At 68.4% G+C, this 25,872-nt stretch carries 32 protein-coding genes, 1 tRNA gene and 1 pseudogene; 19 read left to right on the forward strand and 15 right to left on the reverse strand.

From position 1 onward, the window contains the following. The 4 genes and pseudogenes from ACFE7F_RS03725 to ACFE7F_RS03740 form a co-directional block, all read right to left on the reverse strand. Positions 1-535 (reverse strand): annotated as a pseudogene (locus tag ACFE7F_RS03725) (nitrite/sulfite reductase); the annotation flags it as partial. Between the two features lie 3 nt (positions 536-538). After that, the gene (locus tag ACFE7F_RS03730) at positions 539-835 is read right to left on the reverse strand and encodes a DUF2849 domain-containing protein (RefSeq protein WP_375402500.1); all 297 of its coding nucleotides are present in this window, start codon (positions 833-835) and stop codon (positions 539-541) included. After that, positions 832-1,716 carry a uroporphyrinogen-III C-methyltransferase gene (gene cobA / locus ACFE7F_RS03735; protein ID WP_375402501.1) on the reverse strand — a complete coding sequence of 295 codons (885 nt, stop codon included), beginning with the start codon at positions 1,714-1,716 and terminating at the stop codon, positions 832-834. The genes ACFE7F_RS03730 and cobA overlap by 4 nt, the downstream gene beginning before the upstream one ends. Positions 1,717-1,774: 58 nt before the next feature. Next, complete coding sequence (locus ACFE7F_RS03740) at positions 1,775-2,725, reverse strand: DUF808 domain-containing protein (protein ID WP_375402502.1); 951 nt, start codon at positions 2,723-2,725, stop codon at positions 1,775-1,777. 89 nt (positions 2,726-2,814) lie between these two features. Here ACFE7F_RS03740 and ACFE7F_RS03745 point away from each other — a divergent pair, with 89 nt between their 5' ends. Continuing rightward, complete coding sequence (locus ACFE7F_RS03745; protein WP_375402503.1) at positions 2,815-4,644, forward strand: DUF885 family protein; 1,830 nt, start codon at positions 2,815-2,817, stop codon at positions 4,642-4,644. Positions 4,645-4,786: 142 nt separating this feature from the next. On the opposite strand, the gene ACFE7F_RS03750 is transcribed toward ACFE7F_RS03745, so the two are convergent. The 3 genes from ACFE7F_RS03750 to ACFE7F_RS03760 form a co-directional block, all read right to left on the reverse strand. Beyond that, positions 4,787-5,113, reverse strand: coding sequence for a hypothetical protein (locus tag ACFE7F_RS03750; RefSeq protein WP_375402504.1), 327 nt, complete (start codon positions 5,111-5,113; stop codon positions 4,787-4,789). Positions 5,114-5,193: 80 nt separating this feature from the next. Continuing rightward, positions 5,194-6,606 carry a succinylglutamate-semialdehyde dehydrogenase gene (gene astD, locus ACFE7F_RS03755; RefSeq protein ID WP_375402576.1) on the reverse strand — a complete coding sequence of 471 codons (1,413 nt, stop codon included), beginning with the start codon at positions 6,604-6,606 and terminating at the stop codon, positions 5,194-5,196. Between the two features lie 35 nt (positions 6,607-6,641). Next, a complete protein-coding gene (locus ACFE7F_RS03760) occupies positions 6,642-8,003 on the reverse strand; it encodes a protein adenylyltransferase SelO family protein (protein ID WP_375402505.1) in 1,362 nt (453 codons plus the stop codon). A 38-nt stretch (positions 8,004-8,041) separates the two neighbouring features. Here ACFE7F_RS03760 and ACFE7F_RS03765 point away from each other — a divergent pair, with 38 nt between their 5' ends. From ACFE7F_RS03765 to ACFE7F_RS03780, 4 genes are read left to right on the forward strand one after another with little or no spacing between them, the layout of a single operon-like run. Next, positions 8,042-8,917 carry an alpha/beta fold hydrolase gene (locus tag ACFE7F_RS03765; protein WP_375402506.1) on the forward strand — a complete coding sequence of 292 codons (876 nt, stop codon included), beginning with the start codon at positions 8,042-8,044 and terminating at the stop codon, positions 8,915-8,917. Further along, positions 8,914-10,032 (forward strand): glycosidase, encoded by a 1,119-nt coding sequence (locus ACFE7F_RS03770; RefSeq protein ID WP_375402507.1) that lies wholly within the window; start codon positions 8,914-8,916, stop codon positions 10,030-10,032. The genes ACFE7F_RS03765 and ACFE7F_RS03770 overlap by 4 nt, the downstream gene beginning before the upstream one ends. Beyond that, a complete protein-coding gene (locus ACFE7F_RS03775; RefSeq protein ID WP_375402508.1) occupies positions 10,029-10,214 on the forward strand; it encodes a ComEA family DNA-binding protein in 186 nt (61 codons plus the stop codon). Before ACFE7F_RS03770 ends, ACFE7F_RS03775 begins: the two co-directional genes overlap by 4 nt. Positions 10,215-10,229: 15 nt before the next feature. Next, positions 10,230-11,180 (forward strand): hypothetical protein, encoded by a 951-nt coding sequence (locus tag ACFE7F_RS03780; protein ID WP_375402509.1) that lies wholly within the window; start codon positions 10,230-10,232, stop codon positions 11,178-11,180. Here the strand turns inward: ACFE7F_RS03780 and ACFE7F_RS03785 are convergent. Next, the gene (locus ACFE7F_RS03785) at positions 11,164-11,784 is read right to left on the reverse strand and encodes a class I SAM-dependent methyltransferase (RefSeq protein WP_375402510.1); all 621 of its coding nucleotides are present in this window, start codon (positions 11,782-11,784) and stop codon (positions 11,164-11,166) included. The genes ACFE7F_RS03780 and ACFE7F_RS03785 overlap by 17 nt on opposite strands. 120 nt (positions 11,785-11,904) lie before the next feature. On the opposite strand from ACFE7F_RS03785, the gene ACFE7F_RS03790 reads away from it, so the two are divergent. Beyond that, positions 11,905-12,081, forward strand: coding sequence for a hypothetical protein (locus ACFE7F_RS03790; protein ID WP_375402511.1), 177 nt, complete (start codon positions 11,905-11,907; stop codon positions 12,079-12,081). 159 nt (positions 12,082-12,240) lie between these two features. On the opposite strand, the gene rpsI is transcribed toward ACFE7F_RS03790, so the two are convergent. The 3 genes from rpsI to ACFE7F_RS03805 all read right to left on the reverse strand — a co-directional run bounded on the left by rpsI (position 12,241) and on the right by ACFE7F_RS03805 (position 14,490). Continuing rightward, positions 12,241-12,816, reverse strand: coding sequence for a 30S ribosomal protein S9 (gene rpsI / locus ACFE7F_RS03795; protein ID WP_375402512.1), 576 nt, complete (start codon positions 12,814-12,816; stop codon positions 12,241-12,243). Then, on the reverse strand, positions 12,813-13,295 hold the full coding sequence (gene rplM, locus ACFE7F_RS03800) for a 50S ribosomal protein L13 (protein ID WP_375402513.1): 483 nt from the start codon (positions 13,293-13,295) through the stop codon (positions 12,813-12,815). The genes rpsI and rplM overlap by 4 nt, the downstream gene beginning before the upstream one ends. A 136-nt stretch (positions 13,296-13,431) precedes the next feature. Beyond that, the gene (locus ACFE7F_RS03805) at positions 13,432-14,490 is read right to left on the reverse strand and encodes a COX15/CtaA family protein (RefSeq protein ID WP_375402514.1); all 1,059 of its coding nucleotides are present in this window, start codon (positions 14,488-14,490) and stop codon (positions 13,432-13,434) included. Between the two features lie 135 nt (positions 14,491-14,625). Here ACFE7F_RS03805 and ACFE7F_RS03810 point away from each other — a divergent pair, with 135 nt between their 5' ends. Next, positions 14,626-15,009 (forward strand): MerC domain-containing protein, encoded by a 384-nt coding sequence (locus tag ACFE7F_RS03810; protein ID WP_375402515.1) that lies wholly within the window; start codon positions 14,626-14,628, stop codon positions 15,007-15,009. 4 nt (positions 15,010-15,013) lie between these two features. Here the strand turns inward: ACFE7F_RS03810 and ACFE7F_RS03815 are convergent, their stop codons facing one another. Continuing rightward, positions 15,014-15,304, reverse strand: a complete 291-nt coding sequence (locus ACFE7F_RS03815) for a hypothetical protein (protein ID WP_375402516.1) — start codon at positions 15,302-15,304, stop codon at positions 15,014-15,016. Between the two features lie 24 nt (positions 15,305-15,328). After that, positions 15,329-15,472: a hypothetical protein gene (locus ACFE7F_RS03820; protein WP_375402517.1), complete on the reverse strand. Its 144-nt coding sequence runs from the start codon at positions 15,470-15,472 to the stop codon at positions 15,329-15,331. Positions 15,473-15,566: 94 nt separating this feature from the next. Between ACFE7F_RS03820 and ACFE7F_RS03825 the strand changes: the two genes are divergently transcribed. The 9 genes from ACFE7F_RS03825 to ACFE7F_RS03865 are packed head-to-tail and all read left to right on the forward strand — an operon-like array spanning position 15,567 to position 21,717. Continuing rightward, on the forward strand, positions 15,567-16,025 hold the full coding sequence (locus ACFE7F_RS03825; RefSeq protein WP_375402518.1) for a Fur family transcriptional regulator: 459 nt from the start codon (positions 15,567-15,569) through the stop codon (positions 16,023-16,025). Positions 16,026-16,070: 45 nt separating this feature from the next. Then, positions 16,071-17,993, forward strand: a complete 1,923-nt coding sequence (gene dxs / locus ACFE7F_RS03830; protein WP_375402519.1) for a 1-deoxy-D-xylulose-5-phosphate synthase — start codon at positions 16,071-16,073, stop codon at positions 17,991-17,993. A gap of 46 nt (positions 17,994-18,039) precedes the next feature. After that, complete coding sequence (locus ACFE7F_RS03835) at positions 18,040-18,417, forward strand: hypothetical protein (protein WP_375402520.1); 378 nt, start codon at positions 18,040-18,042, stop codon at positions 18,415-18,417. 17 nt (positions 18,418-18,434) lie between these two features. After that, positions 18,435-18,614 (forward strand): hypothetical protein, encoded by a 180-nt coding sequence (locus ACFE7F_RS03840; RefSeq protein ID WP_375402521.1) that lies wholly within the window; start codon positions 18,435-18,437, stop codon positions 18,612-18,614. 24 nt (positions 18,615-18,638) lie between these two features. Continuing rightward, positions 18,639-19,457, forward strand: a complete 819-nt coding sequence (locus ACFE7F_RS03845) for a TlyA family RNA methyltransferase (RefSeq protein WP_375402522.1) — start codon at positions 18,639-18,641, stop codon at positions 19,455-19,457. Between the two features lie 5 nt (positions 19,458-19,462). Next, entirely contained in the window at positions 19,463-20,017 is a 555-nt protein-coding gene (locus ACFE7F_RS03850) for a TspO/MBR family protein (RefSeq protein WP_375402523.1), read from the forward strand. Between the two features lie 19 nt (positions 20,018-20,036). Beyond that, complete coding sequence (locus ACFE7F_RS03855) at positions 20,037-20,330, forward strand: accessory factor UbiK family protein (protein ID WP_375402524.1); 294 nt, start codon at positions 20,037-20,039, stop codon at positions 20,328-20,330. A 54-nt stretch (positions 20,331-20,384) separates the two neighbouring features. Then, a complete protein-coding gene (locus ACFE7F_RS03860) occupies positions 20,385-20,888 on the forward strand; it encodes a YbjN domain-containing protein (RefSeq protein ID WP_375402525.1) in 504 nt (167 codons plus the stop codon). A gap of 52 nt (positions 20,889-20,940) precedes the next feature. Beyond that, positions 20,941-21,717 (forward strand): pyrroline-5-carboxylate reductase family protein, encoded by a 777-nt coding sequence (locus ACFE7F_RS03865; protein WP_375402577.1) that lies wholly within the window; start codon positions 20,941-20,943, stop codon positions 21,715-21,717. On the opposite strand, the gene ACFE7F_RS03870 is transcribed toward ACFE7F_RS03865, so the two are convergent. Beyond that, positions 21,714-22,205: a MarR family transcriptional regulator gene (locus tag ACFE7F_RS03870; RefSeq protein WP_375402526.1), complete on the reverse strand. Its 492-nt coding sequence runs from the start codon at positions 22,203-22,205 to the stop codon at positions 21,714-21,716. The two genes, ACFE7F_RS03865 and ACFE7F_RS03870, sit on opposite strands and share 4 nt — an antisense overlap. Before the next feature lie 62 nt (positions 22,206-22,267). Between ACFE7F_RS03870 and ACFE7F_RS03875 the strand changes: the two genes are divergently transcribed. The 3 genes from ACFE7F_RS03875 (at position 22,268) to ACFE7F_RS03885 (ending at position 24,693) form a co-directional block, all read left to right on the forward strand. Further along, positions 22,268-23,353, forward strand: a complete 1,086-nt coding sequence (locus tag ACFE7F_RS03875) for a branched-chain amino acid aminotransferase (RefSeq protein ID WP_375402527.1) — start codon at positions 22,268-22,270, stop codon at positions 23,351-23,353. A 51-nt stretch (positions 23,354-23,404) separates the two neighbouring features. Then, a tRNA-Gln gene (locus ACFE7F_RS03880) sits at positions 23,405-23,476 on the forward strand. Between the two features lie 122 nt (positions 23,477-23,598). Beyond that, entirely contained in the window at positions 23,599-24,693 is a 1,095-nt protein-coding gene (locus ACFE7F_RS03885; protein ID WP_375402528.1) for an alpha/beta hydrolase family esterase, read from the forward strand. A gap of 6 nt (positions 24,694-24,699) precedes the next feature. Here ACFE7F_RS03885 and ACFE7F_RS03890 read toward each other — a convergent pair whose 3' ends face one another. Next, positions 24,700-25,800: an aldo/keto reductase gene (locus ACFE7F_RS03890; RefSeq protein WP_375402529.1), complete on the reverse strand. Its 1,101-nt coding sequence runs from the start codon at positions 25,798-25,800 to the stop codon at positions 24,700-24,702. Positions 25,801-25,872 lie beyond the last annotated feature (72 nt).

A 25,872-nucleotide genomic window follows, 5' to 3' on the forward strand; every position in this document is an offset into this window, starting at 1 on the left:
CGGCGCGGTCCTCGTCCGCGCCGATCACCGCGATCTTGAACTTGCGGGGCAGGTAGCTGAATTCGGGGTGGAAGGTGCTCCATTGCCGGATGAGCTCGGCCCAAGGGCGGGGATCGGCGACCTCGTCGGCGGCGGCACCGGCATATTGGTCGGCGGAGATGTTGCGGATGCAATTCCCGCTCGTCTGGATCGCGTGCATCTCGGTGGTGGCGAGGTCGGCGAGGATGTCGGGCGCTTCGGCGAGCTTGATCCAGTTGTACTGGACGTTCTGACGCGTGGTGAAATGCGCGTAGCCGCGGTCGTAAGTCCGCGCGATGTGGGCGAGCATGCGCATCTGGCGCGAGTCGAGCGTGCCGTAGGGGATGGCGACGCGGAGCATGTAGGCGTGAAGCTGGAGATAGAGGCCGTTCATGAGCCGGAGCGGCTTGAACTGATCCTCGGTCATGCGGCCTTCGAGACGGCGGGTGACCTGGTCGCGGAACTCGTCGACGCGGGAATCGACGATCGACTGGTCGTACTGGTCGTACTTGTACATGGTTCAGATCACCCAGGAGCCGGCGGTCGGGTCGGCGGGTTTGAGGGTCAGGTCGGGGCGTACGGTCGGGCCGAGCGCGCGAACGCGGTCTTTGATGTGGGCGGGGCGGGGCCCCTGGGGCGTCATCGAGGCGTCGATGACGTAGGGGCCGTTGACGCGGCGCGCGCCCTCCTCGGCGGAGGCGACGATCTCGCCGTCCGCGCCGATGTCGACCGCGTCCTCGACATGGCGGGACCAGAGCGAGCCGGTCCACCATACGACGTCGCCGGTGGGGAGGTCGTTGCCGGTCAGGAGCTTCAACGCACCCTCCCGTTCAGGCTGAGCTTGTCGAAGCCTTGTTCTTCTTGCGCTGGTGAAAAGAAGGATGACCCTTCGACAAGCTCAGGGCGAACGGAATGGGCCGAGTCCGCAATGTGCGCCCAGCGGGCAAGTTTATCCTGGGCGTCTGACAGCGTGACGACCTCGCCGACGACGATGACGGCGGGGCTCAGCACGTCCTCGCGCGCGACCATCGCGCCAAGATCGGCGAGGAGCGTGCGGATGGCGCGGCTGCCGGCGAGCGTTCCGCGCTCCAGGACGGCGACGGGCATGTCGGGGGCGACGCCGTCGGCCATCAGCTTGTCGGCGATGTCGGCCGCGGTCGCCACGCCCATATAGATGACGAGCGTGCGGCCTTGCCCGGCGAGGCCCGACCAGTCCTGCTCGGCCAGCCCCTTGCACTGGCCCGCGACGAACGACACCGCCGAGCTGTGATCGCGGTGGGTGAGCGGCAGCATCGCCTCCGCCGCGCAGCCCAGCGCGGCCGAAACGCCGGGGATGACTTCGACGGGGAGGCCGGCGGCGCGGACGGCCTCGACCTCCTCGCCGCCACGGCCGAAGATGAACGGGTCGCCACCCTTGAGGCGAACGACGATCGCGCCGGTGCGGACGTGCGCGACGATGAGTGCGTTGATCGCCTCCTGGGGCAGGGTGTGACGCGCGCGCTGCTTCGCGACGGAGATGCGCTGCGTGGCGGCGGGCGCGAGATTCAGGACGCGGGGGTCGATCAGGCCGTCATGGACGACGATGTCGGCCTTCGCGAGAGCCTCGACGGCGCGAACGGTGAGCAGGCCGGGATCGCCCGGGCCCGCGCCCACCAGGATCACGCGCCCACGCGCTTCGGGGTCGAGGAGTGTCGCCATGAACGCGTAAGTGGGCGGCGGGGCGGCGATGGACAATGCAGCGATGCTATCGGCGCGGTTAGGAGAGGTTTGGGCGCGGTGGATGCTTGGCCGAGTGGAAGCGGCTGACGACGAAGGCGATCGCCGCACCGATGGCGAGGCCCAGCACGCCGTTGAGCGCGGCCGACACCGCCCACTCCGCCGCCGCCGCGCCGACCGGGAGCGCATGGCCGACGCGTGCCGCCGTGTCGTGGATGAAGTGGGCGGGCGGGGTCCAGCCGAGGACCTCCGCGCCGTGGGTGAGGATCTGGCCGCCGACCCAGAGCATCGCGGCGGTGCCGATTACCGACAGCGCGACCATCAGCTTGGGCACGCCCAGCACCAGGCCGCGCCCGAGCGCGCGGACCGGGCCGGGGCCGTGCTCGGCGAGGTGGAGGCCGAAATCGTCGGTCTTCACGATCAGCGCGACGACGCCGTACACGCCGATCGTGATGCCGATCGCGACGACGATCAGCGCCACCGCCTGATTGACGAGCGTGGAGGTCGCGACCTCGTTCAGCGCGATCGCCATGATTTCGGCGGACAGGATGAAGTCGGTGCGGACCGCGCCCGCGACTTTCTGGTTCTCCAGCTCGGTCGGATCGGACGCGGTGTCGGCTGCCTCGTCGTGGTGAGCGCCGAACGCCTCAAGCACCTTCTCCGCGCCCTCGAAGCACAGATACGCGCCGCCGAGCATGAGTAGCGGCTGGACCGCCCAGGGCGCGAAGGCGGACAGGAGCAGCGCGACGGGGAGCAGGATCAGGAGCTTGTTGCGGAGCGACCCCTTGGCGATGCGCCAGATGATCGGCAGCTCGCGCTGCGGCGAGAGGCCAACCACGTAACGCGGGGTGACGGCGGTGTCGTCGACGACCACCCCGATCGCCTTGGTGCCCGCCTTGCCCGCGGCCGCGCCGATATCGTCCAGCGAAGCGGCGGCGAGCTTGGTCAGGCCGGCGATGTCGTCGAGCAGGGCTACGAGGCCGGAGGGCATGCGTTTCCTTCAGATCGTTCGGGCGTGGCCTAGCCGGGATCGGGTCCGATCCTCAAGGGCGGGGCTTATGCGAGCCCGGCTCGCGGGCTATGCCTGGGGACTATCCTCTCGTCGGAAAGCCTTCGATCTTGCGCCACCTGGCCGCCCTGTTCCTCGCCGCCGCTTTGCCCGCCATCGCGGTCGCGCAGACCCTGTCCGTTCCGCAGGCGCAGGACGAGGGCGGCAAGCTTCGGCGATTGTTCGCGGAAAGCGACGAGGCGCAGCTCAAGCGCAATCCGATCCAGGCGCTGCTGCGCGGCGATCTGCGCTATGTGGACCGGATCGGCGAGTATCTGACCGATGCGTTCGACGAGGAGGAGCGACGCGCGGTCGAACGGAACCTGGATGGGTTGCGCGGGATCGACCGGAGCAAGCTGTCGGTGGTGGACCGGATCGCGTACGACGTGTTCCGGACCGACAACGAGATCGAGCTGCGCGGTTACGCGCCCGCCGTGCGGCGGATCGCCGAAATGCTGCCGGTCAACCATTTCCGGGGGTTTCAGACCTTCTATCCCGAGATCGCGTCGGGCGAGGGCGCCGCGCCGTTCAAGACGGTGGCGGATTACGAGAACAACCTGCTGCGTAACGCGCAATATGCTCGTGTGCTGGATCGCATGATCGTCCGGGCGCGGACCGGCGCGGCGCGGGGGATCACGCCGCCCAAGCTGGTCGTGCGGAACGTGATCGGCCAGATCGACAATCTGATCGCGGGCGGCGTCGAGGGGTCGCTGTTCTATGCGCCCGTGAAGACATTTCCGGACGCGGTGCCGACAGCGGATCGGGCGCGGTTGATGACGGCCTATGCGCGTCAGGTGCAGGATGTGCTGAATCCAGCGCATCAGCGGCTGCGTGCGTTCCTTCAGACGGAATACCTACCACGCGCGCGGGACACGGTGGGGCTGTCCGCGCTGCCGGGCGGGGCGGCGCTGTACGACCATCTGATCGAGAGCAACACGACGCTGCCGATGAAGGCGGACGCGGTGCACCGGCTGGGCCTGTCGGAAGTAGCGCGCATTCTACGCGAGATGGAGGCGCAAAAGGGTAAGGTCGGGTTCACGGGTACGCTCCCCGAGTTCTTCCGGCACCTGCGGACCGACCCGAAGTTCCAGCCCAAGAGCGTGGACGAGCTGAAGTTGGCCTATGAGGCGGCGGGTAGGCGCGTGGACGCCCGGATCGCTACGCAATTCTCGCTGCTGCCCAAGACGACGCTGGAGATCAGGCCGGTGCCGGCGTTCCGCGAGAAGACGGCGGCGGCGGGGTCGTACCAGCGCGGCACCCCCGACGGATCGCGGCCGGGCGTGTTCTTCTACAATAGCTACGACCTCCCCAACCGGTATCTGTGGGGCGTGGAGACGCTGTATCTGCATGAGGCGGTGCCCGGGCATCATTTCCAGGTCAGCCTGGCGCAGGAGAATACGGCGCTACCCGCCTTCATGCGGTTCGGCGGGAACACGGCGTTCGTGGAAGGCTGGGCGCTGTACGCCGAGACGCTGTATCCGGAACTGGGCGTCGAGGCGGATCCGTATCAGCGGATAGGCGGGCTGAACGACGAGATGCTGCGCGCGATGCGGCTGGTGGTCGATACGGGGCTTCACGCAAAGGGGTGGAGCCGTCAACGGGCGATCAAATACATGCTCGACAACTCGCCTATGCCCGAGAGCGACGCGACGGCGGAGGTGGAGCGGTATATCGCGATCCCCGGCCAGGCGCTGGCCTACAAAGTGGGGCAGCTAACGATCCTGCGGCTGAAAGCGAAGGCGCAGGCGACAATGGGCGAGCGGTTCGATGCGCGGGCATTTCATGCGCAGGTGCTGGGTACGGGCGCGCTGCCGATGCCGGTGTTGGAGGGGAAGATCGAGGGGTGGATCGCGGGGGGCTGACTTAACCCTCTCCCGCTTTCGCGGGAGAGGGACAGGCGCGAAGCGCCAGGGTGAGGGCCGGACCTCTCCCAAGAAGTACCCTCACCCGACCTCGCTACGCTCAGCCACCCTCTCCCGCGAAAGCGGGAGAGGGCTTAGGAGTTCAGCGGCGGCGGTCCTGGCGATCGTTCTTTTCCATGCGGACGCGGCGGCTGAGCGCGTCGAAGCGGCGATTCAGGTCGCCCCGCTCGGTGCGCGAGAGGCCGTTCGAGTTGCGATAGCGCCGCTCAAGCACGGTCAGGTCGCGAAACTCGGCGCGCAGACGCCTCGCTTCCGGACGGGTGAGCGCGCCGGTGCGGACGCCCTGCTCGATACGCCGGAACTGGTTGTCCTGGCGCTGGTTGATCGACTGATAGGCCTGCGCGTTCGCGGCACCGGGAACGGCCAGGGCGGCGGCGGCGCTCAGGGCCAGGACGAGATACTTCTTCATGGGATATTCCTCGCTGTGTTGCGAGGACATTTAAAGCCTTTCGACCGTGAACGATCCATGTAACTCACGTTGCCGTCAGTTCAGGCGTCTCTCAAACCGATGCCGATGTTCGCTCTCGCCGCTTCGGCTTCGTTGCTGACCACGGGGTAGGCGCAATAATCCGCCGCGTAATAGGCGCTCGGGCGGTGGTTGCCCGATAGGCCCACGCCGCCGAACGGCGCGCCCGACGAGGCGCCGTTGGTCGGTCGGTTCCAGTTGACGATTCCGGCGCGCGCGTTCGCCCAGAAACGGTCGTAGAGCTTGGGCGTCTGGCAGACGAGCGAGGCGGACAGGCCGTAGCGGGTATCGTTGGCTTCCGCGATCGCCGCATCGAAATCGTCGGCGCGGATCACCTGGAGGACGGGGCCGAACAGCTCGGTGTCGGGGCGATCGCGCACGGCGGTCACGTCGATCAGACCGGGTAGGAGGAAGGGGCGACCCTCGACCGGGCGCTCCAGATGGCGGATCGCGCGGCCGCCCTTCAGCAGCAGGCCCAGGAACGCCTCGGTAAGCGTATCGGCGGCCTCCTCGTCGATGACGGGGCCCATGAAGGGTTGCGGGACGGCGTGCGGATCGCCGACGATGAGGCGGCCGATCAGCTTGCTCAGCGTATCGATCAACGGGTCGTAGAGCCGGTCCTCGACGATCAGGCGGCGCGCGGCGGTGCAGCGCTGCCCCGCGCTGGTGAAGGCGGACTGCGCGACGATCGTCGCGGCGGTGTGGAGGTCGGGCGTGTCCCAGACGACGATCGGGTTGTTGCCGCCCATTTCGAGCGCGAGGATCTTTTCCGGATGATCGGCGAAGGCGCGGTTGAGCGCGAGGCCGGTACGCGCGGAGCCGGTGAACAGCAGGCCGTCGATGCCGGGATGCGCCGACAGTGCGCGACCCTCGGCGGGGCCGCCGATCAGGAGCCGGACGCATTCGGGCGGGATGCCCGCGGCGTGGAGGCAGTCGACCAGGTACGCCCCGACGGCCGGGGTCTTCTCCGACGGCTTGAACACCACCGCGTTGCCCGCGAGGAGGGCGGGGACGATGTGGCCGTTGGGCAGGTGCGCGGGGAAGTTGTAGGGGCCGAGCACCGCGAGCACGCCGTGCGGCTTGTGCCGGAGCGCGACCCGGCTGCCCATCGGCGCGTCGAGGCGGCGCTGCGCGGTGCGCTCGCCGTAGGCCGCGATCGAGATGTCGACCTTGGCGATGACGCTGTCGACTTCGGTGCGCGCCTCCCAGAGCGGCTTGCCCGTCTCGCGCGCGATCAGGTCGGCGAAGGGTTCGTGGCGGGAGCGCACGACGTTGGTGAAGCGGCGGAGCGCCTCGGCGCGGACGGTGAAGGGCCGCGCGGCCCAGGCGGCCCAGCCGGAACGGGCGGCGGCGACCTCCTCGCCCGCGTCGCCGACCGTGCCCGTCCAAAGGTGCGCGCCGGTGGCGGGTTCATGGGAGTGAAGCTCGGTCGCCATGCGGGTGTGTTGGTTGGCGAGGATCGGGAAGGAGGTCAAGCGAGCGCGTCGCCGAGCCTTCGCACCTCCGCGATCTTGGCGTGGAGGCGGGACCAGTCGTCGCTCTCGGCGATCGGTGACCAGATCGCCTCGACCTCGTCGATGAGCATGCCGCAGGGCTTATCGTCCCAATATCGGCCACGTTCCTTTCGGGGAGCGTAGGAGGCGGCGAGGGTGCGGAAGTCGGACCAGTCCTCGCCGTAGCTCTTGGGAAGCGCTCGCGCGAAGGCGTCGTGGAAGAAGCGGTGGAGCTCGACCCCGGTAGCGCGGAGCGTGCGTTCGAGGGATTGGATCAGTGCGCGGTCGGTGTCCCCGCCCTGCGGCGTCAGGCCGAGCCGCCAGAGCATGGCGGCGGCGATGTAGTGCTGAAGGCGCGGGCCGAAGGTGTCGAGCAGGGCGACGAGCGGCTCGCTCTCGGCGATCAGGCGGAGCGAGCCGGCGAGCTGCATGACGTCCCAGTGGATCGCCTCGGGCTGGCGGCCGAAGGCGTACAAGCCCGCATGATCGAAATAGGCGGCGGTGAAGCCCGCGTCCCAGGTCGGGGCGAAGCGCCACGGGCCGTAATCGAAGCTCTCGCCGGTGACGTTGATGTTGTCCGAATTGAGCACGCCGTGAACGAACCCCGCCGCCATGTAGGAGGCGGCGAGCCGCGCGGCGCGCTCGAGGACAAGGTCGAACAGGCGCAGCGCGGGCTCCTGTCCGGGCTCCTCGCTGTAGAGTTCGTGGAGGACGTAGTCGACAAGTCGGCGCATGTTCGCCTCGTCGCGAAGGTAGGCTAGGCGCTGGAAGGAGCCTATGCGGATGTGGCTATGGCTGAGGCGGACCATCACCGCGCCGCGCGTGGGGGAGGGCTCGTCGCCCCGCTCGAGCGCCTCGCCGGTCTCGATGAGCGACAGGGTGCGCGAGGTAGGGACGCCGAGCGCCTCAAGCATCTCGGTCGCGAGAATCTCGCGCATGCCGCCCTTGAGCGTCAGGCGGCCGTCGCCGGATCGGCTCCATGGGGTCCGGCCGGAGCCCTTGGTACCGAGGTCGAGGAGGCGATCGCGGTCGTCGCGTAGTTGGGCAAAGGTGAAGCCGCGGCCATCGCCGATCTCGGGATTGTAGCTGCGGAACTGGTGGCCGTGATAGCGGAGCGCGAGCGGCCCGGGCAGCGTGCCGGGGAGCGGATCGAAGCGGCCGAAATGGCGGAGCCACTCGTCGTCCGTCAGGGCGTCCAGCCCGACCTGCGCGGCGGCGCGGTCATTGCGGTAGCGTAGGCGCGTTTCGGGGAAGTCGGCGGCCGCGACCGGGTCCCAGAAATCGGAGCCTAGCCTTTGGAGCGCGGCGGCGGGGCGGTATGCTTGCGGGCGGATCGGCATGCGGCGATATGGGGCCCGCGCGGAACGGGGTGCAAGCATTGGGCGGATACGAGGATCGTTACTGGTGGTCGCCCGACGGGCTGCGGCTCCATTACCGCGACTATCCGGGCGGTGACGCGGGGCGGCCACCGATCCTGTGCCTGCCCGGTCTGACCCGCAATGCGCGCGACTTCGCGGAGATCGCGGCGCGGCTGTCGCCGACATGGCGCGTGTTGGCGCTCGATTTTCGGGGGCGGGGCGAGAGCGGATATGCGAAGGACCCGATGAGCTACGCACCGCTTACCTACGTGCAGGATGTCGATGCGCTGCTTGAGGAGCAGCGGATCGGCCGATTCGCGGCGATCGGTACGTCGCTGGGCGGGATCGTGACGATGCTGCTGGCGGGGGCGGAGCGGGGGCGGCTGGTCGGCGCGCTGCTGAACGATGTCGGGCCGGATATCGACCCGCGCGGGCTGGAGCGGATCAGGGGTTATGTGGGCCGCGCGTCGAGCTGGCCGACCTGGATGCATGCGGCGCGCGGGGTGCAGGAGGCGAACGGAACGATCCATCCGGACTGGGGAATCGAGGACTGGCTGGCGATGGCCAAGCGCACACACCGGTTGAACAGCGCGGGGCGGATCGTGCTGGATTACGACCTGCGCATCGCCGATCCGTTCCGGATGCCGGGCAACGAGGCCGGGCCGGATATGTGGCGTGCGCTCGATGCGCTGGCCGGCACGCCGACTTTGGTGGTGCGGGGCGAGCGGTCGGACGTGCTGGCGGCTGCGACGGCCGAGCGGATGACGGCGACGCTCCCGCACGGCGAGCTGGCGACGGTCGCGGGCGTGGGCCACGCGCCGACGCTGACCGAGCCCGAGCTGGAGCAGCCGATCGCGCGGTGGCTCGGCCGGGTGCTGGAACCGGCGACGGCATGAGCGTCTTTCCCTTCGATCGGATCGTTTTCGCACCGGGGGACGTCGACCTGTCGCGCTCGCCGCTGGCGGGGGAGTTGGATGCCGAAACCTACGTGCTGGGCGCGTTCAATCCGGGGATGACGCGGCTGGCAAACGGGAACCTGCTGCTGATGGTACGGGTAGCGGAGGCGCTGCGCGAGCCGGAGCGGGACGGGCAAGTTCATGCTGTGCGGTGGGAGGCGGGTGCGTACGTGCTCGACGCCTGGCCGACCGGGGCGGTGGACATGTCCGACCCGCGCAAGTTCACCGTGGCCGGCGGCGAGTGGCGGGTGATGGCGCTCACCTCGCTATCGTGGCTGCTGCCGGTCGAGCTCGACGCGGAGGGGCGGCGGGTCGAGGCGGTGCATTACGACCGCGCGATCGCGCCGACCGAGAGCTACCAATGTTATGGCATCGAGGACGCGCGGATCAGCCGGGTGGGCGGGCGGTATCTGATGACGACCTGTTCGGTCAGTCCGGAGCGGCATTGCACGACGCTGTACTCCAGCGGCGATGCGCTCGACTGGACGCTCGAGGGGATCGTGCTCGACCACCAGAACAAGGACATGCTGGTGTTCGAGGGGCTGATCGGCGGCGAATATTGGGCGCAGACACGGCCGCTGGGCGATCTGTATTTCGCTTATCCGCCGGGGTCGGAGTGGTTGGCGGGGCCGTCGATCAACCTGGCGCGCTCGCCCGACGGGCTGCATTGGCGGCCGCACGACCAGCCGGGCATCCGCCCGCGGATCGACACCGACGCGACCGCGCGGATGGGGGGAGGCGCGCCGCCGATCCCGACCGATGCGGGCTGGCTGAGCCTGTGGCACGGGGTCGAGCCGTCGGGGATCGTCGGCAAGTACCGCACCTACTGGTCGCTGCTCGACCGCGACGACCCGTCGGTGACGTTGCGGAGCGGCGAACGGCCGTTGCTGGAAGCAAACCCGGCGCTGACCGAGCCGCTGCGTGACCTGATGTACGTCGACGATGTGGTGTTCACGACGGGGATCGCCGATGGGGGCGATCATTGGATCGTGGCGAGCGGGGAGGCGGACCTGGCCTGTCGCGTGACGCATATCGGTAAAGAGATGTTCGTATGATCGATCTGAACGCGGCGACCGCCGCCGAGCTGGACGCAATCCCCGAGCTGAAGGGGCACGGGTTCGAGATCGTGCGCTACCGCGAGGAGCGCGGGCGGTTCACCGACCTGCGCCAGCTCGATGAGGTACCCGGGCTGACGGGCAAGAGCGACAGGGCGAAGGACCGGCTGACGGTCGGTTGAGCGAAGGGGGATACGGTGCCGTTTACGCTGATCAAGGGTCGCTTTCACGTCCGGGGTTACTCGCCCGACGGCGACTCGATCCGGTTCGAACCGCTCGATCCCGCGCTGTTGCGGAGGCTCGGGGGTCCGCGACCGCGGATCAATGCGCGCGGGCACCTGCAGCTGCGGATCGAGGCGATCGACACGCTCGAGACGCATTATTCTCCGCCGAGCGGGGGTGGGGTGTATGAACAGCCGCGTCGCTGGGCGGACGCCGCATCGGACCGGCTCCTCGCATTCGCGGGCGTCACCGACGTGCGCTGGGACGGCGGCCGCCGGACGGTGCTCGCCGCGGCGGACGCGACGCCCGGTTACATCCTGTCGCGCTCCGTCGAGAAAAATGGCCGGCCGGTCGCGTTCGTCTTTGCGGGCGACCCGCCGGAGGAGGACGGGGCGAGCGTGACGCTGCAGCCCGACCGGCTTCACGACAGCTTTAATCACTTGGCGCTCCGCGAAGGGCTCGCCTACCCGACCTTCTATACCGGGCTGTTCGGGGCGCTGCGCGACGCGTTGACCGAGGCCGTGATCGAGGCGCGGCAGGCTGGCCGGGGACTGTGGCCCGACGACCGGGGCACCGCGGGCTTCGACCCAACCGACCTTGCGGTCATTACGGAGGAGGCGGTGATCCTGCCCAAGCTGTTCCGCCGTCTGTGCGATTACATGGTCGCCACGGGAAGCGCACGGGACTTCAAGCGCAAGCTGGACCAGGGACGCGAGCCGGTGCTCGACCTGCGGCTTCGCAACTTCACGCATTTCGACAGCTTCGTCGAGCAGGCTGAGGGTAGGACCGCTATCCGGCTCACGCGGGAGGCGGAGGAACTCGTTTTCGATGAGATGCCGCAGCGATCGCCGGCTTATTTTTCCGTTATGTTGGCGAGCGACGACCCGACCTTCCGGGCGTCGCCGCCGATCAGGCCCGCCCCGTGACGGCGACAAGCGGGTCGCTGCGGCGGCCGTCGGCGAGGATGGTCGCCTCCACGCCGATGAATCCCGCGCGGTCCAGGTAAAGCTGAACTAGCCGCGCCTGGCCGGCGGTGTCGAGCGACCGCCAGATCGCGACCGCTTTGGTCGGGAAGCAGCGGTTGGAGAAGCTGACGATCAAGGGCGAGCCCGGCCGGAGCGCGCGGCGGACTTCGGCGAAGACGGCGACGGGTTGCTGGAGATACTGGACGCCGACGCAGCATAGCGCGGCGTCGAGGGTATCGTCCGGCAGCGGCAGCACGGGATCGGCGTTGAGGTTCTGTATGAACCATCGATCCAGGCGCGGGTTGGCGGCGAGCTCGTCGGCGTTCATGCCGTGGCCGACCACCTCGCCGTAGCGGACGTCGCCCGGCAGGTGGCTGACCCAGCTGGACATCAGGTCGAGCACGTGGCCGTCCGGCGGGAGCAGGCGGCGGTAACAGTCGGTCAGCGCCGCCACCGCACCCTCGTCGATATGCGTGACGAGGCGCGGCGGCTCGTAAAAGGCGAGGTCATCGCCCGCATCCTGTTTGGCAAAGGCGGCGGCGGGGAGTTCGGGGAGATTGGTCATGCGCGCGATTTGGGGTCGGTATGCGCGCGCCGCCACTTTTCATGGCACCTACGGCGCGGTCGCTCGTTCCGCATCCCACGTCCGCTCCCTCGAGCGCGCCGTCATCATGGAGTAAAGCTTATGACCACGACCACCGCCGACCACACGACCAAGACCACCGGCAGCACCGGCGCGAAGACGCAGTTCACTCAGGCAACCGACAAGGCGCGCGCGTTCGCCAAGGCGCGGCCGGGCGCGACGGCGGCGCTCGCGGGCGTCGTCGGGCTCGCGCTGCTGAATACGCTTCGCGGCCGCTGATACCGGAAGGTTAAACGGAAAAGGGGCGGTCCGCTATTCGCGGGCCGCCCCTCTTCTATGTCCGGGGAACGCCACGCCGTCAGACGTGGACGGCTTCGCCGCCCCCGCTGCCCGCCGTGGCGAGTCTTGGGATTGCTTGCGCAATCCCAAGCCGCCCGATTAGCGCTTCGAGAACTGGAAGCTGCGACGTGCCTTGGCGCGGCCGTACTTCTTGCGCTCAACGATGCGGCTGTCGCGGGTGAGGAAGCCCGCCGCCTTGACCGGGGCGCGGAGGACCGGCTCGTAGCGGGTGAGCGCCTGGCTGATGCCGTGCTTGACCGCGCCGGCCTGGCCCGACAGGCCGCCACCCTTGACGGTGCAGATCACGTCGTACGCGCCGTCGCGCTCGGCCACGCCGAAGGGCTGGTTGATGACGAGGCGGAGCGACGGACGCGCGAAATACGTTACCTGATCGCGGCCGTTGATCGTGATCTTGCCCGAACCCGGCTTGATCCAGACACGGGCGACGGCGTCCTTGCGACGGCCGGTGGCATAGGCACGGCCCAGCGCGTCGATCTCCTGCTCGCGGAGCGGCATGGTGGAGACGGCGGGAAGCTCGAACGCGTCGTTCGGCATCGCGGCGTTGGCGTCCGAGTCGATCGGGCGGCCGCCGACGGGGCCGGCACCGGGTGCCCCCGTGAGCGAGCCGAGATCGGCCAGGGACTGTCTGCCGTCGGATTGGCGGTTATCGGTCATCGTGCGCCGACCTTGTTCTTGGGGTTCATGCCCGCGATGTCGAGGACCTGCGGGTCCTGGGCGGTGTGGGGGTGCTCGGCCCCCTTGAAGATGCGCAGGTTGCGCATCTGTTCGCGGCCGAGCGGCCCGCGCGGGATCATGCGCTCGACGGCCTTTTCAAGGACGCGCTCAGGGAAGCGGCCCTCGAGCACCTTGGCGGCGGTGATCGCCTTGATGCCGCCGGCATAGCCGGTATGCTTGTAATACACCTTCTTCTGCGCCTTGTTGGACGTGAAGCGGATCTTGTCGGCGTTGATGACCACGACGTTGTCGCCGCAATCGACGTGCGGAGTGAACGACGTCTTGTGCTTGCCGCGCAGGACGTTGGCGATGACCACCGCGGCGCGACCGACGACGAGGTTCTCCGCGTCGACGATGTGCCACTTCTTCTCCACCTCGTACGGCTTGGCCGACTTGGTGGTCTTCATGAGCGCCTTCATGGAGCCTGGACCTTCTTCGTGAAACAACGAACGCCGCCCGGGAGGGGCGGCGTGTCGGGTGGTGCAATGATGGAACCGCGCCGAAAGGTCAAGCTTTTGCGGGCGTTTGGTGGCGGGTACGGGAATACCCGCAAATTCAGCGTACGGGTTTGAGCACCGCTCCGCGCTCGCCGACGACGTGCGCGGCCCAGACCGTCGCGATCAGCAACAGCGCGGCGTTCGCCTGGTGTGCGATCGCGATCGGTAGCGCTACGCCGGTCATCAGCGTAGCGACGCCAAGCGAGATCTGGAGTCCGACGAGCAGGATTACCGCGACGCCGGCGCGCGGCGAGCCAGCCTTGACCGCGCGGGCAGCGAGCCAGACGAGGCCGGCGGCGGTGACGAAGGCGAGCCAGCGATGGACGAATTGAACCATGATCGGGTTGTCGACCGCGTTCTGCACGACGGTCGGGAGCATGGGTGCCGCGGCGGGATACCATTCGTCGCCCATCATCGGCCAGCTCGAGAAAGCGTAGCCCGCATCGAGCCCGGCAGTGAATGCGCCGTAAAGCAGCTGGAGGTAGAGCCCGACTAACGCGACGATCGCGACCGGTCCGAGCCGCGCGGGCACGGCGAGCGGGTTGCGGTGGAGCGCGCGCAAGTCGAGCGCGGTCCAGACTAGGCCGGCCAGGATGGTGAGCGCGGTCAGGAGGTGGACCGCCAGGCGCACATGGCTGACGTCCGTGCGCTCCGATAGTCCCGAGGACACCATCCACCAGCCGATCACGCCCTGGGTCGCGCCAAGCGCGAACAGCGCGGTCAGGCGCCAGCCATAGCCGCGCGGGATCCAACGACGCGCGGCATAGTAGAGGAGCGGCAGCGCAAAGGCCAAGCCGATGATCCGGCCGAGCAGGCGATGGGCGTACTCCCAAAAGAAAATCGCCTTGAACCCGGCCATCGTCATGCCAGCGTTCAGCTGCGTGTATTCGGGTATCTGCTTGTAGGCGTCAAACTCGGCCCGCCACTGGGCGTCGTTGAGCGGCGGGATCGTGCCGCTGATCGGCTTCCAGGAGGTGATCGACAGCCCCGACTCGGTCAGCCGCGTGATCCCGCCGACGATGACCATCAGCACGATCAGCCCGGCTACGGCGAACAGCCACCGTGACACCGTCAGCGGCCGGGCGAGGGTCATGAACGCGGTGGTCGGCTTTAGCATGATCAGAGAGGTAGGAAGTGCGGGTTCGAGCGCCAAGCGATTGTAGGGGGTCCTAATAACTAGATCAGCGCGGAAGCGCGAACGTTCGCCAATGTGATGTTGTAACGAGCGATCGGACGGGCTAAACGATTCGCGATGACGGCCGCTGTTACCCGACCAATATGGCTCGACGCCACCGATCGACTCGCGATCGGGCTGTCGGGGTTGTGCCTGGTCCATTGCCTCACGACCGCCGTGCTCGTCGCGTTGGCGTCGACCGTAGGGGGCCTGCTCCTGCATCCGGCGTTCCACGAGATCGGGCTGGTCGTGGCGATCCTGTTCGGCGCGCTCGCGCTCGGGCGCGGTGCATGGGAACACGGGATGCTGATGCCCCCGGCGATGGGTTCGCTCGGCCTGGGCGTCATGATGGGCGCGATGACGCTTGGGCACGGGCCCAACCACGATGAGGCGTTGTGGACGATCGTCGGCGTCGCCTTGCTGGCGTTCGGGCACCGGCTGAACCGGGTCGCGTTCGACTGATCGGTCAATAAGCGAATCCGCTCGACACCAGAGCGCGCCAGCGACGCTGGCGGTGGGTGTAGAACAATCGCGCGAACGACCAGACGAATGGGGTGAGGAGGCCGGCCTCGATCTCGACGATGTCAGTGTAGCGGCAGCGGGCGGGCTCGAGCGTCTCGATCGTGATCAGGTGATCCCACCGCGAGGCCAAACCGCCTCTGCCGTTATCGCGGAATAGGTATCGGCCGGGTCCGGCCGGCGGTTCCGAGGTCACGATCCACTGCTCGCCGATCGGCACCAGGCCGAAAAGTCGCATACGGATACGGTAGCTGCCCTCGCGCTATTCGGCGGGCAGCGTCGGCGGGTCAAGCGGCTCGACCGTCAAGACGGGTTTCGCGACATGCTCGAACAGGCGCGAGGTCCGCGCCTCGTCCCGGGCGCGTTCCGCCGATGTGTCGAGCGTCGTCGAGATCGCCATCCGCATGCCGCCTTCCCCCTTGGCCCGAACGTGGCAGAGTGAAAGGCGACCGGGAAGTGGTCCGCTTGCTCCGCTCATCCGCAACTCCTACCTGCATGTTATGGCCGCGCATCACCATCATGCCTCGAACGGCGACGATCTGACCCGGGCGGCGCAGGCGGCGCTCGTGGCGGCGGGGGAGCAGTGGACGGCCATGCGCGCGAGCGTGTTCGATGCGCTTGCCGGGTTCGCCAAGCCCGCGTCGGCGTACGACATCGCCGAGGCCGTCTCAATCACGCAAGGCCGGCGCGTTGCAGCAAACAGCGTGTACCGGATCCTCGATCTGTTCGTCGGCGCGAATCTGGCGATGCGGGTGGAGAGCGCGAACGCTTACCTGGCCAACAGCCATCCGGGGTGCCTGCACGACTGCATCTTCCTGGTGTGCGACGGGTGCGGCGGGACTACGCATATCGACGACGACAAGTTGACGGGCGCGATCCGGGGGGCAGCGTCCGACACCGGCTTCTCGCCCGTGCGGCCGGTGGTCGAGGTGCGGGGCAAGTGCGCGGCCTGCGCCTGACCGGTCGCAATCGACACTAAGGTCGCGAAGCGTTAAGCGGTCGCGATGGCTGATCTACCCGCAACGCCGCTGCTCGACACCGTCCATGTGCCAGCCGACCTCCGACAGCTGAAACCCGATCAGCTCCGCCAGCTCGCCGACGAACTGCGCCAAGAGGTCATTTCGGCCGTCGGGACTACGGGCGGGCATCTGGGATCGGGACTGGGCGTCGTCGAGCTGACGACCGCGATCCATTATGTGTTCGACACGCCGGGCGACCGCCTGATCTGGGATGTCGGGCATCAATGCTACCCGCACAAGATCCTGACGGGGCGGCGCGACCGCATCCGCACCCTGCGCCAGGGCGGTGGGCTGTCGGGCTTCACCAAGCGGTCCGAGTCGGAATACGACCCGTTCGGCGCGGCGCATTCGTCCACCTCGATCTCGGCGGCGCTCGGCTTCGCGATCGCCAACAAGCTGAACGGGCGACCCGGCAAGGCGATCGCGGTGATCGGCGACGGGGCGATGTCGGCGGGCATGGCGTACGAGGCGATGAACAACGCCGAAGCAGCGGGCAACCGGCTGGTCGTGATCCTGAACGACAACGATATGTCGATCGCGCCGCCGGTAGGCGGGCTGTCGGCGTACCTGTCGCGCATAGTGACGAGCCGCGAGTTCCTGGGGTTGCGCGAGCTCCTGAAGAAGTTCGCGCGCAAGCTGCCCCGGCCGTTCCACGAAGCGGCGCGCAAGACCGACGAGTTCGCGCGCGGCATGACGATGGGGGGCACGCTCTTCGAGGAGCTGGGCTTCTATTATGTCGGCCCGATCGACGGGCATAATCTCGACCATCTGATCCCGGTGCTCGAGAACGTACGCGACGCGGAGGAGGGACCGATTCTCGTCCACGTCGTGACCAAGAAGGGCTTCGGCTACGCCCCCGCCGAGGCGTCGGCGGACAAGTATCACGGTGTCCAGAAGTTCGACGTGATCACCGGCGCGCAGTCCAAGGCGCCGCCGGGACCGCCGCAATACCAGAACGTGTTCGGCGAGGCGCTGGCGCGCGAGGCCGAGAGCGACGAGCGCATCTGCGCGATCACCGCCGCGATGCCTTCGGGAACGGGCCTCGACAAGTTCGCGGCCGCGCATCCCGAGCGCTTTTTCGATGTCGGCATCGCCGAGCAGCACGGTGTGACGTTCGCGGCCGGGCTCGCGGCGCAGGGTATGCGGCCCTTCTGCGCTATCTATTCGACCTTCCTCCAGCGCGCCTACGACCAGGTCGTCCATGACGTGGCGATCCAGAACCTGCCCGTGCGCTTCGCGATTGACCGGGCGGGGCTGGTCGGCGCGGACGGGGCGACCCACGCCGGGTCGTTCGACGTGACCTATCTGGCGACGCTCCCCAACTTCGTCGTGATGGCGGCGGCGGACGAGGCGGAGCTGGTGCATATGGTCCATACCTGCGTGCTTCACGACACCGGCCCAATCGCGGTACGATACCCGCGCGGGAACGGCGTCGGCGTGGCGCTCCCGGCGGTGGCCGAGCGGCTGGAGATCGGGCGCGGGCGAATGGTACGCGACGGTAAGACGGTCGCGATCCTGTCGCTCGGCACCCGCCTGGCCGAGGCACTGCGCGCGGCGGACGCGCTCGAGGCCAGGGGCTTGTCGACGAGCGTCGCGGACCTGCGCTTCGCCAAGCCGCTCGACGAGGCGCTGATCCGGCGGTTGCTTACGACGCACGAGGTCGCGGTGACGATCGAGGAAGGATCGGTCGGCGGCCTCGGCGCGCACGTCCTGACGCTGGCCAGCGACGAGGGGTTGATCGACGGCGGGCTCAAGCTGCGTACGCTCCGGTTGCCGGACGTGTTCCAGGACCAGGACAAGCCCGAGACGCAGTATGCCGACGCCGGGCTGGATGCGGACGCGATTGTCGAGACGGTGCTGAAGGCGCTCCGGCATAACTCGAGCGGGGTGGCCGAGGCGCGGGCTTGAAGCAAGTCAAAGCACAGGTTATGTACATGTGCGTCAGGAGATGATGATGGCCACTCAGGCAGTCGAGACGCGCAGCAGCAGGATGGTGGTGCTCGTATCCCCCACGGAGCGGCGGCGGATTACCGACAACGCCCGCGAGGCGGATATGTCGATCAGCGACTTCATGCGCACTGCGGCTCAACATTACGCCGAGCCGACCGACGCCGAAGCCCTTCTGTTGAAAGACCTTGTCGAAGAACTGGAACGCGCGAACGAGCGTACGCGAGAGGCGTTCGAAGGCGTGCAGGAAGCGCTTGAGAGATCGCGGACCTATGACGAAGCGGCGTACAAGGCTCAGATGCGCGCCGAGCTGGAAGCTCGCACGGATATCGATTGGGATAAAATGAGAGAATTCCTTGGATTCAGTACGGAGAAGGCTGCTTGAGCGTTTGGGGAAACGCGATGCGTGCGTTCCAGCAGGCGGCCTTGCTCCAGTATAAAGTGGAACAGGCGCTGACCTTAGCCAAGGATGCCTCGCGCCACTCGCAAGAGACCCGCGATAGGCTGATCCAGTTGGAAACCGCGTTTGAGATCATCGTCGGCCGGTCGGGTGCGCGCCAGCCACGCTTGCCCGGGAACTAAGTGGCCGTCAGTTCATGAATATCCTTGCCTAAGCAGCGCGTCGATCAGTTGCTAGTCGAGCGCGGGCTGGTCGAGAGCCGGACACGTGCGCACGCTTTAATCATGGCGGGGCTGGTGTTCGTCGGTGACCGCAAAGTCGATAAGCCCGGGCAGGCGGTGGCGGACGATGCGGCGCTGACGGTCAAGGGACGCGACCACCCCTATGTGTCGCGGGGCGGGATCAAGCTGGCGCATGGGCTGGACCGGTTCGGGTGGGATGTGGCCGGCGTGGTCGCGATCGATGTCGGGTCGTCGACGGGCGGGTTCACCGACGTATTGCTCCAGCGCGGCGCGGCGCGGGTGTATGCCGTCGACAGCGGGACCAACCAGCTGGCCTGGTCACTGCGTCAGGACCCGCGCGTGGTCGTCCACGAACGGACGAGCGCGCGGGTGCTGACGGCGGAGCATGTGCCCGAGCCGGTCGACCTGATCGTGTGCGACGCGAGCTTCATCGGTTTGGCCAAGGTACTGGAGGTCCCGCTCGGCTTCGCCGCGCCGCGTGCGCGGCTCCTAGCGTTGATCAAGCCGCAATTCGAGGCGGGGCGAGGCGAGGTGGGCAAGGGCGGGGTCGTGCGCGATCCGGCGGTCCATATGCGCGTCTGCAACGAGGCGGCGGCGTGGGTGACGGGGCGCGGCTGGGCGGTGGCGGGCGTGGTGGAGAGCCCGATCACCGGGCCGGAAGGCAACCGGGAGTTCCTGCTGGCCGCCGTCCGGGATGCTGCACCTGCATTGTCCATGATCGCGGCCGCTCTGGACGACGCGGCATCCGCTCGTCAGACGAGACGCGGGATGGTCGAGGAGTGAATGGATTGGGCGGGCTTGCCTCCAAGGGACAGCTGCGCATGTCGTTCCTGCGCTGGGCGGTGGTGACCGTGCCGGCGGTGCTGTTGCTGGGCTTCGCGTCGGGATCGATCGCGCCCGCCGGTTCGGCGAACGCGTGGTACGCCGCGCTGGTCAAGCCCGCCGCGACCCCGCCCGGTTGGGCGTTCCCCGTCGCCTGGACGACGCTCTATGCGCTCATGGGATTGGCGCTCGCGATCGTTCTGCATGCGCGCGGCGCGCGGGGACGGGGGACGGCGATCGCGCTGTTCGCGGTGGCGCTGGGCCTCAACCTGGTCTGGCCGCCGCTGTTCTTCGGGGCGCACCGGGTCACGCTGGCATGGATGCTGATCGCGGCGATGCTCGTCAGCGGGATCCTGGCGACGGTCGCGTTCGGGCGCATTCGCACGACCGCGGCGTGGGCGCTGGTGCCGTACCTGGTATGGATCGGTTATGCCGGCGTGCTCAACTGGCGGATCGACCGGCTGAACCCCGGCGCCGAGAACCTTGCGCCGGGTGGGCATACGACCCAGATCATCGGCTAGGTGACCTCAAGGAACACACATGCAATCCGAAAACCGGATGTTCGACGATTTGATGAAGGTGGTGAGCGGGGCTGCGGGTACGCTGGCGGGCGTCGGCCGCGAGGCGCAAGGGTCCGCCCGGGAGCGCGCGCGCGAGTGGATCGGCGGATTGGACTTCGTGTCGCGCGACGAGTTCGAGGCGGTCAAGGCGATGGCCGCGGCGGCGCGCGACGAGGCGGACACCTTGCGCGCGCGCATCGACGCCATCGAGGCGGCGACGCGCTCGGGCTTGTCCACAACTTCGCCGCTCGGGGTGGACGACACGCTTGCATAAGGCGGAAAGCCCCGCCACCGATGCGCGCATGATCCGGGCGCGAGAGGGGCGTTGATGCTCGAACAGGCCGATTTCGAGGTGGAGGACTCCGCTCCCATCGACATGCTCGAGGCGTACTACACCGCGCATGGCTGGAGCCATCAGCGCCATGACGACGAGATCGTCGTGTCGGTCAAGGGCAGCTGGACCGAGTACGAGCTGCGCGCGATGTGGCGCGATGACGATCAAGTGCTTCAGTTCCTGGCCTTTCCCGACATAAAGGTGACCGACGACCGGCGCGCGGCGATTTACGAGACGATCGGACTGGTAAACGAGCAGCTGTGGATCGGCCATTTCGAGCTGTGGTCGGCGACGGGCGTGCTGCTCTACCGTCACGCGGCAATCGTCGACGGGACGGAGGAAGGGACCATGTCGCTCGCCGCCGCCGAGCTGCTCGTCGAGAGCGCGATCGACGAGTGCGAGCGGTTTTATCCGGTGTTCCAGTTCGTGCTGTGGGGCGGCAAGAGCTCCAAGGACGCGCTCGCGGCCGCGCTGATCGACACGCAGGGCGAAGCTTGAGGCTTCCATCCGGAAGCGGGGCGTGACCGCCACGCTCGCGGATGCTGGCCGGATGCTGATGGTCGGTTGCGGGAACATGGGCGGAGCGATGCTGCGGCGGTGGCTCGCGGCGGGGCTCGATCCCGCGCGGATAACGGTGGTCTCGCCGAGCGGACGGGCGATGCCGGACGGCGTCGCGGTCGTTCGCGTCGTTCCGGAGCCCGGCTTCGACACCATCATTCTCGCGATCAAGCCGCAAAAGCTCGGCGAATTGAGGGAGACGTCGCTCAGGACGCATGCGCCGCGGCTGCTCGTGTCGATCCTGGCGGGGGTCGATGAGGCGGCGATCGCCGCGACCTGTCGGGCCGGGACGGTCGTGCGCGCGATGCCCAACCTGCCGGTCGCGATCGGCCGCGGCGTCACGGCGCTGTTCGGATCGACGACTGACGGGCGTGCGCGGCGGGTAGCCGAGGCGTTGTGCGCTCCCCTGGGACACCACGAGTGGATCGCGGAGGAGCGGCTGTTCGACGCCGTGACCGCCCTGGCCGGGTCGGGACCCGCCTTCCTGTTCCGCTTCGTCGACGCGCTCGCCAAGGCGGGGACTGCGCTCGGGTTGCCCTTGGATCAGGCGCGGCGGTTGGCGATGGCGACGGTGGAGGGATCGGCGATGATGGCCGCCGCTGCCGACGAGGGTCCGGCCATGCTCGCGGACCGCGTCGCGAGCCCGGGCGGATCGACGCGCGAGGGGTTGAACGTCCTGGACGCCGGCGACGCGCTCGTCCGGTTGCTGACGGATACGCTCGCCGCGTCCGAGCGGCGCAACGGCGAACTGGCCGGGTTCGCCCGCTAGTCGCGCGCGCGCAAAGCGTCGAGGCGGCCGCGCTCGCCTTCGGGGATCAACCCCTCCAGCACCGCCCAGAAACCGCCGACCGCCTGCTGGCCCGCGCGCGCGTAAGCGACGGAGAGCTTCTCGCGCAGAATGTCGAACAGTTCGAACTCGAGCGCCGCGCCTTGGGCCGTCAAGCGCAGCAGGCGTTGGCGACGGTCGCGCTCGCCCGAACGCGTCTCGACCAACGCGCGCTCGGACAGGTCGCCCAGCACGCGGCCGAGCGATTGTTTGGTGATGGCGAGCAGCGCCAGGAGCTCGCTGACCGTCATGTCGGGCTTGCGCGCGATGAAATAGAGCGCCCGGTGATGCGCGCGGCCGAGCCCGTGGCGCGCAAGGCCGTGGTCGATTGCCCGATTGATGTGGCTGTTGCCGAAATACAGGAGCTCGAGGCCGCGGCGAAGCTCCGGCTCGCGCAGGAACAGGGCGGAAGCGGAGGGGGCGGACGCCATGTTGACCCGCTTAGACGCGCACCTTACGCCTCGGCAACCTCCTCCTCCGTGAGTGCTCCGCCTTGCCGCCCTTCTTCGATGTCCGTCCGTCCGCCCAGCCGATCGCCGTCGCCGAGCGGTTGGCGCGCATGGCCGATCCGGGGTTCGGACGGGTGTTCACCGACCATATGGCGGTGATTCGCTGGTCGGAGGCGGACGGCTGGCATGACGCGCACATCGCCGCGCGCGCGCCGCTGGTGATGGATCCCGCCTCGTCGGTGTTTCATTACGCGCAGGAGATCTTCGAAGGGATGAAGGCGTACCGGCTGGCGGACGGCGGCACGGCGCTATTTCGGCCGACTGCGAACGCGCGCCGTTTCCGCGACTCCGCCAGTCGCATGGCGATGCCCGAGCTGCCCGAGGCGCTTTTCGTTGAGGCGATCGAGCGGTTGGTGGCGATCGACCGCGACTGGGTGCCCGCTTCGGGCGTGGAGGGGTCGCTATATCTGCGGCCGTTCCAGATCGCGAGCGAAGTGTTTTTGGGGGTGAAGCCCTCGACCGAATATCTGTTCATGGTCATCGCCTCGACGGTGGGCGCGTACTGGAAGGGCGGGGAGCGCGCGATATCGTGCTGGGTCAGCCCCGACCACACCCGCGCCGCGCCGGGCGGCACGGGCGCGGCCAAATGCGGCGGCAACTACGCGGCCAGCCTGCTCGCGCAGAAGGAGGCAATCGCGCAGGGCTGCGATCAGGTGGTGTTCCTCGACGCGGTTGAGCGCCGCTGGGTTGAGGAATTAGGCGGCATGAATCTGTTCTTCGTGTTCGACGACGGATCGGTCGCGACGCCGCCGCTGACGGGCACCATCCTGCCGGGCATCACGCGCGACTCGCTGCTGACGATTGCGCGCGATCTGGGAGTCGCAGTGCGCGAGGAGCGGTACGCCGTCGATCAATGGCGCGCCGACGCGACGAGCGGCCGGCTGGCCGAGGCGTTCGCCTGCGGAACCGCGGCCGTAGTGACGACGATCGGCGAGGTGCAGGACGCCCAGGGCCGCTTTACGATCGGCGGCGGCCGGGCGGGGCCGGTCACGACCGCGCTCCGCGATGCGTTGCTTGCGATCCAGCGCGGCGTCGCGGCCGACCCGCATGGGTGGCTTCACCGGCTTTAGGTGAGGGGCTTCCCCCCGGCCGACGGGCGGCTATAAGCGCGGCCCGGCCGATGGGGCGTCGCCAAGCGGTAAGGCACCGGTTTTTGGTACCGGCATCCGCAGGTTCGAATCCTGCCGCCCCAGCCGGTCGAAATAGCTCGACTTACATCGTCCCGGCTTTTATTGTGCAGCGCAGCAACGATGCGCTCGTTACTTCGTTGATCCTACTACCGTGCAATCATCCACGTCGCGGTTGGAGACACGGCATGGTCGATCTACCCGGGTTCAAAACGTTTGGTGCGGCGAGCATGAGTGACTCGCATTTGGCCGAGGTAACGGGCGTGTCTTCCAACCCCGGACAGCTGCGCGGTCGGCTATACCTCCCGCCCTCGCTTCAGCGGGGCGCGCCGCTGGTGGTGGCGCTGCATGGTTGCACGCAGACGGCGGCGGGCTATGATCGTGGGACCGGCTGGTCGACGCTGGCGGAGCGCGAGGGTTTCGCGCTCCTGTTGCCCGAGCAGGCGCGCGGGAATAATCCGAACGGTTGCTTTAACTGGTTCACGCCCGGCGACATTGCGCGATGCGGGGGAGAGGCGGAGTCGATCGCCGCCATGGTGGAGGCGGTGGTCGCCGAGCATTCGCTCGATCGGGCGCGCGTGTTCGTGACCGGCTTGTCCGCCGGCGGCGCGATGACGGCGGTGATGCTGGCGACCTATCCCGAGCTGTTCGCGGGCGGGGCGATCATCGGCGGGCTGCCCTATGGTCGCGCATCCGGGGTTCCGGAGGCGCTCGCGGCGATGCGCGCGCCGAGCGGGAATGCGACGGAATTGGCGCAGGCCGTGCGATCCGCGTCGGCCGGCTACCGCGGTTCGTGGCCGAGCGTGTCGGTGTGGCACGGTGCGGCGGACCACACGGTGGCCGTCGCCAATATGGACGCGACGACCGCGCAATGGCTCGGCGTTCACGGGCTCGATCCGGCTGCCTGCTCGACCGAGCACGGCGCAGGATGGACGCACCGGACCTGGCGCGGGGCGGACGGCCGCATCGCGGTCGAGGAGCGGCGCATCGCCGGCATGGGACACGGCGTACCAATCGATCCGAGCGGTTCAGACCGATTGGGCGTCGCCGGGCCGTTCATGCTGGATGTCGCGCTGTCGAGCACAGCCGAGATCGCGCGGTCCTGGGGACTGGTCGCGGCCGCCGAAGTGCGGCGCGAGCCTGCGGAAGCTCCGGTCCGTAGGCGGCTTGTGCCCGAGGTCATGCCGGCGAACGACACGGCCGCACCGCCGGCGTCCGCCGCCACGAGCGGTGTCGGCCAAGTGATCGAGGACGCGTTGCGGGCCGCCGGGCTGATGCGGTAATTCTGCTCAACGCGTTGCGACGTCCGTTCCGCCGAACACGAGCTTGCGGATGAACGGGCTCGCCAAGCTGAACGGCGCGATCATCGGCGGGGCGCTCGCCGTGTCGAGCCGGTCGCGTTGGTCCGGGGACAGAGCGACGTCGAGCGCGGCGATGTTGCCCGCCACCTGATCGGGACGGCTAGCGCCGATCAGCGTCGAGTCGACGCCCGGCCGCCCCGCGACCCAGGCGAGCGCGACCTGCGCGGGCGGCGCGCCGATCTCGTCCGCGACCGCGTGCAGGACGTCCAGGATATCCCAGTTGCGGTCGGTGAACTTGGTGTCGCCGAACGGGTTCGCCCCGTTCAATCGACCGCCTTCCGTCGGCGGCGTGTCCCCGGTCGCTGCCGAGGGCAGGCCGGGCGCGTTCGCCTCGCCGTCGCGCGCATCCTCGCGCCGGTACTTGCCCGACAGGAAGCCGCCCGCCAGCGGGCTCCAGGGAACCAGGCCCATGCCGAACTCGCGCGCGACGGCGGCGTGCTCATACTCGATCCCACGCTCGGCAAGCGAATATTCGAACTGGAGCGCGATCGGCCCCGGCCGGCCGTGGGCGGCGGCGAGCGTCGCCATCTTGGTCGCGTACCAGGCGGGAACGTTCGACAGCCCGAAATAACGGATGTGGCCAGCACGGACGAGATTTACCATCGTATCCAGCAGTTCCTCCGCCGGAGTGACCTGATCCCAGACATGGACCCAGTAGAGATCGATATGGTCGGTGCCGAGCCGCCGAAGCGAGCCCTCGACCGCGGCGCGGACGTGCTTGGCCCCGTTGCCGCCGACATGCGGATGGCCGCGCTCGAAGGGGAAGCCCGACTTGGTCGCGAGCACGATACGGTCGCGCGCCTTGGCGTCGGCGATGAAGCCGCCGACCATCTCCTCGCCGCCGCCGCTGGCATATACGTCGGCGGTGTCTATGAAGTTGCCGCCCGCACCGACGTATGCGTCGTAGATGGCGCGCGAGGCGGCCTCGTCCGAGCCCCAGCCGCCCGTACCGAACGTCATGGTGCCGAGCGCCAGCGGGCTGACGATGAGGCCCGAGCGGCCAAGCGGGCGGTAACGGTCAAGCGTCATGGGCATCTTCCTGTTCATGTCGGACGGAAGATGGCGTGTTTGCGCCATTGGCACTAGCACGCGGCGGCATGA

Origin of the sequence: uncultured Sphingomonas sp. (assembly GCF_964235535.1) — a bacterium.
Lineage (GTDB): Bacteria > Pseudomonadota > Alphaproteobacteria > Sphingomonadales > Sphingomonadaceae > Sphingomonas.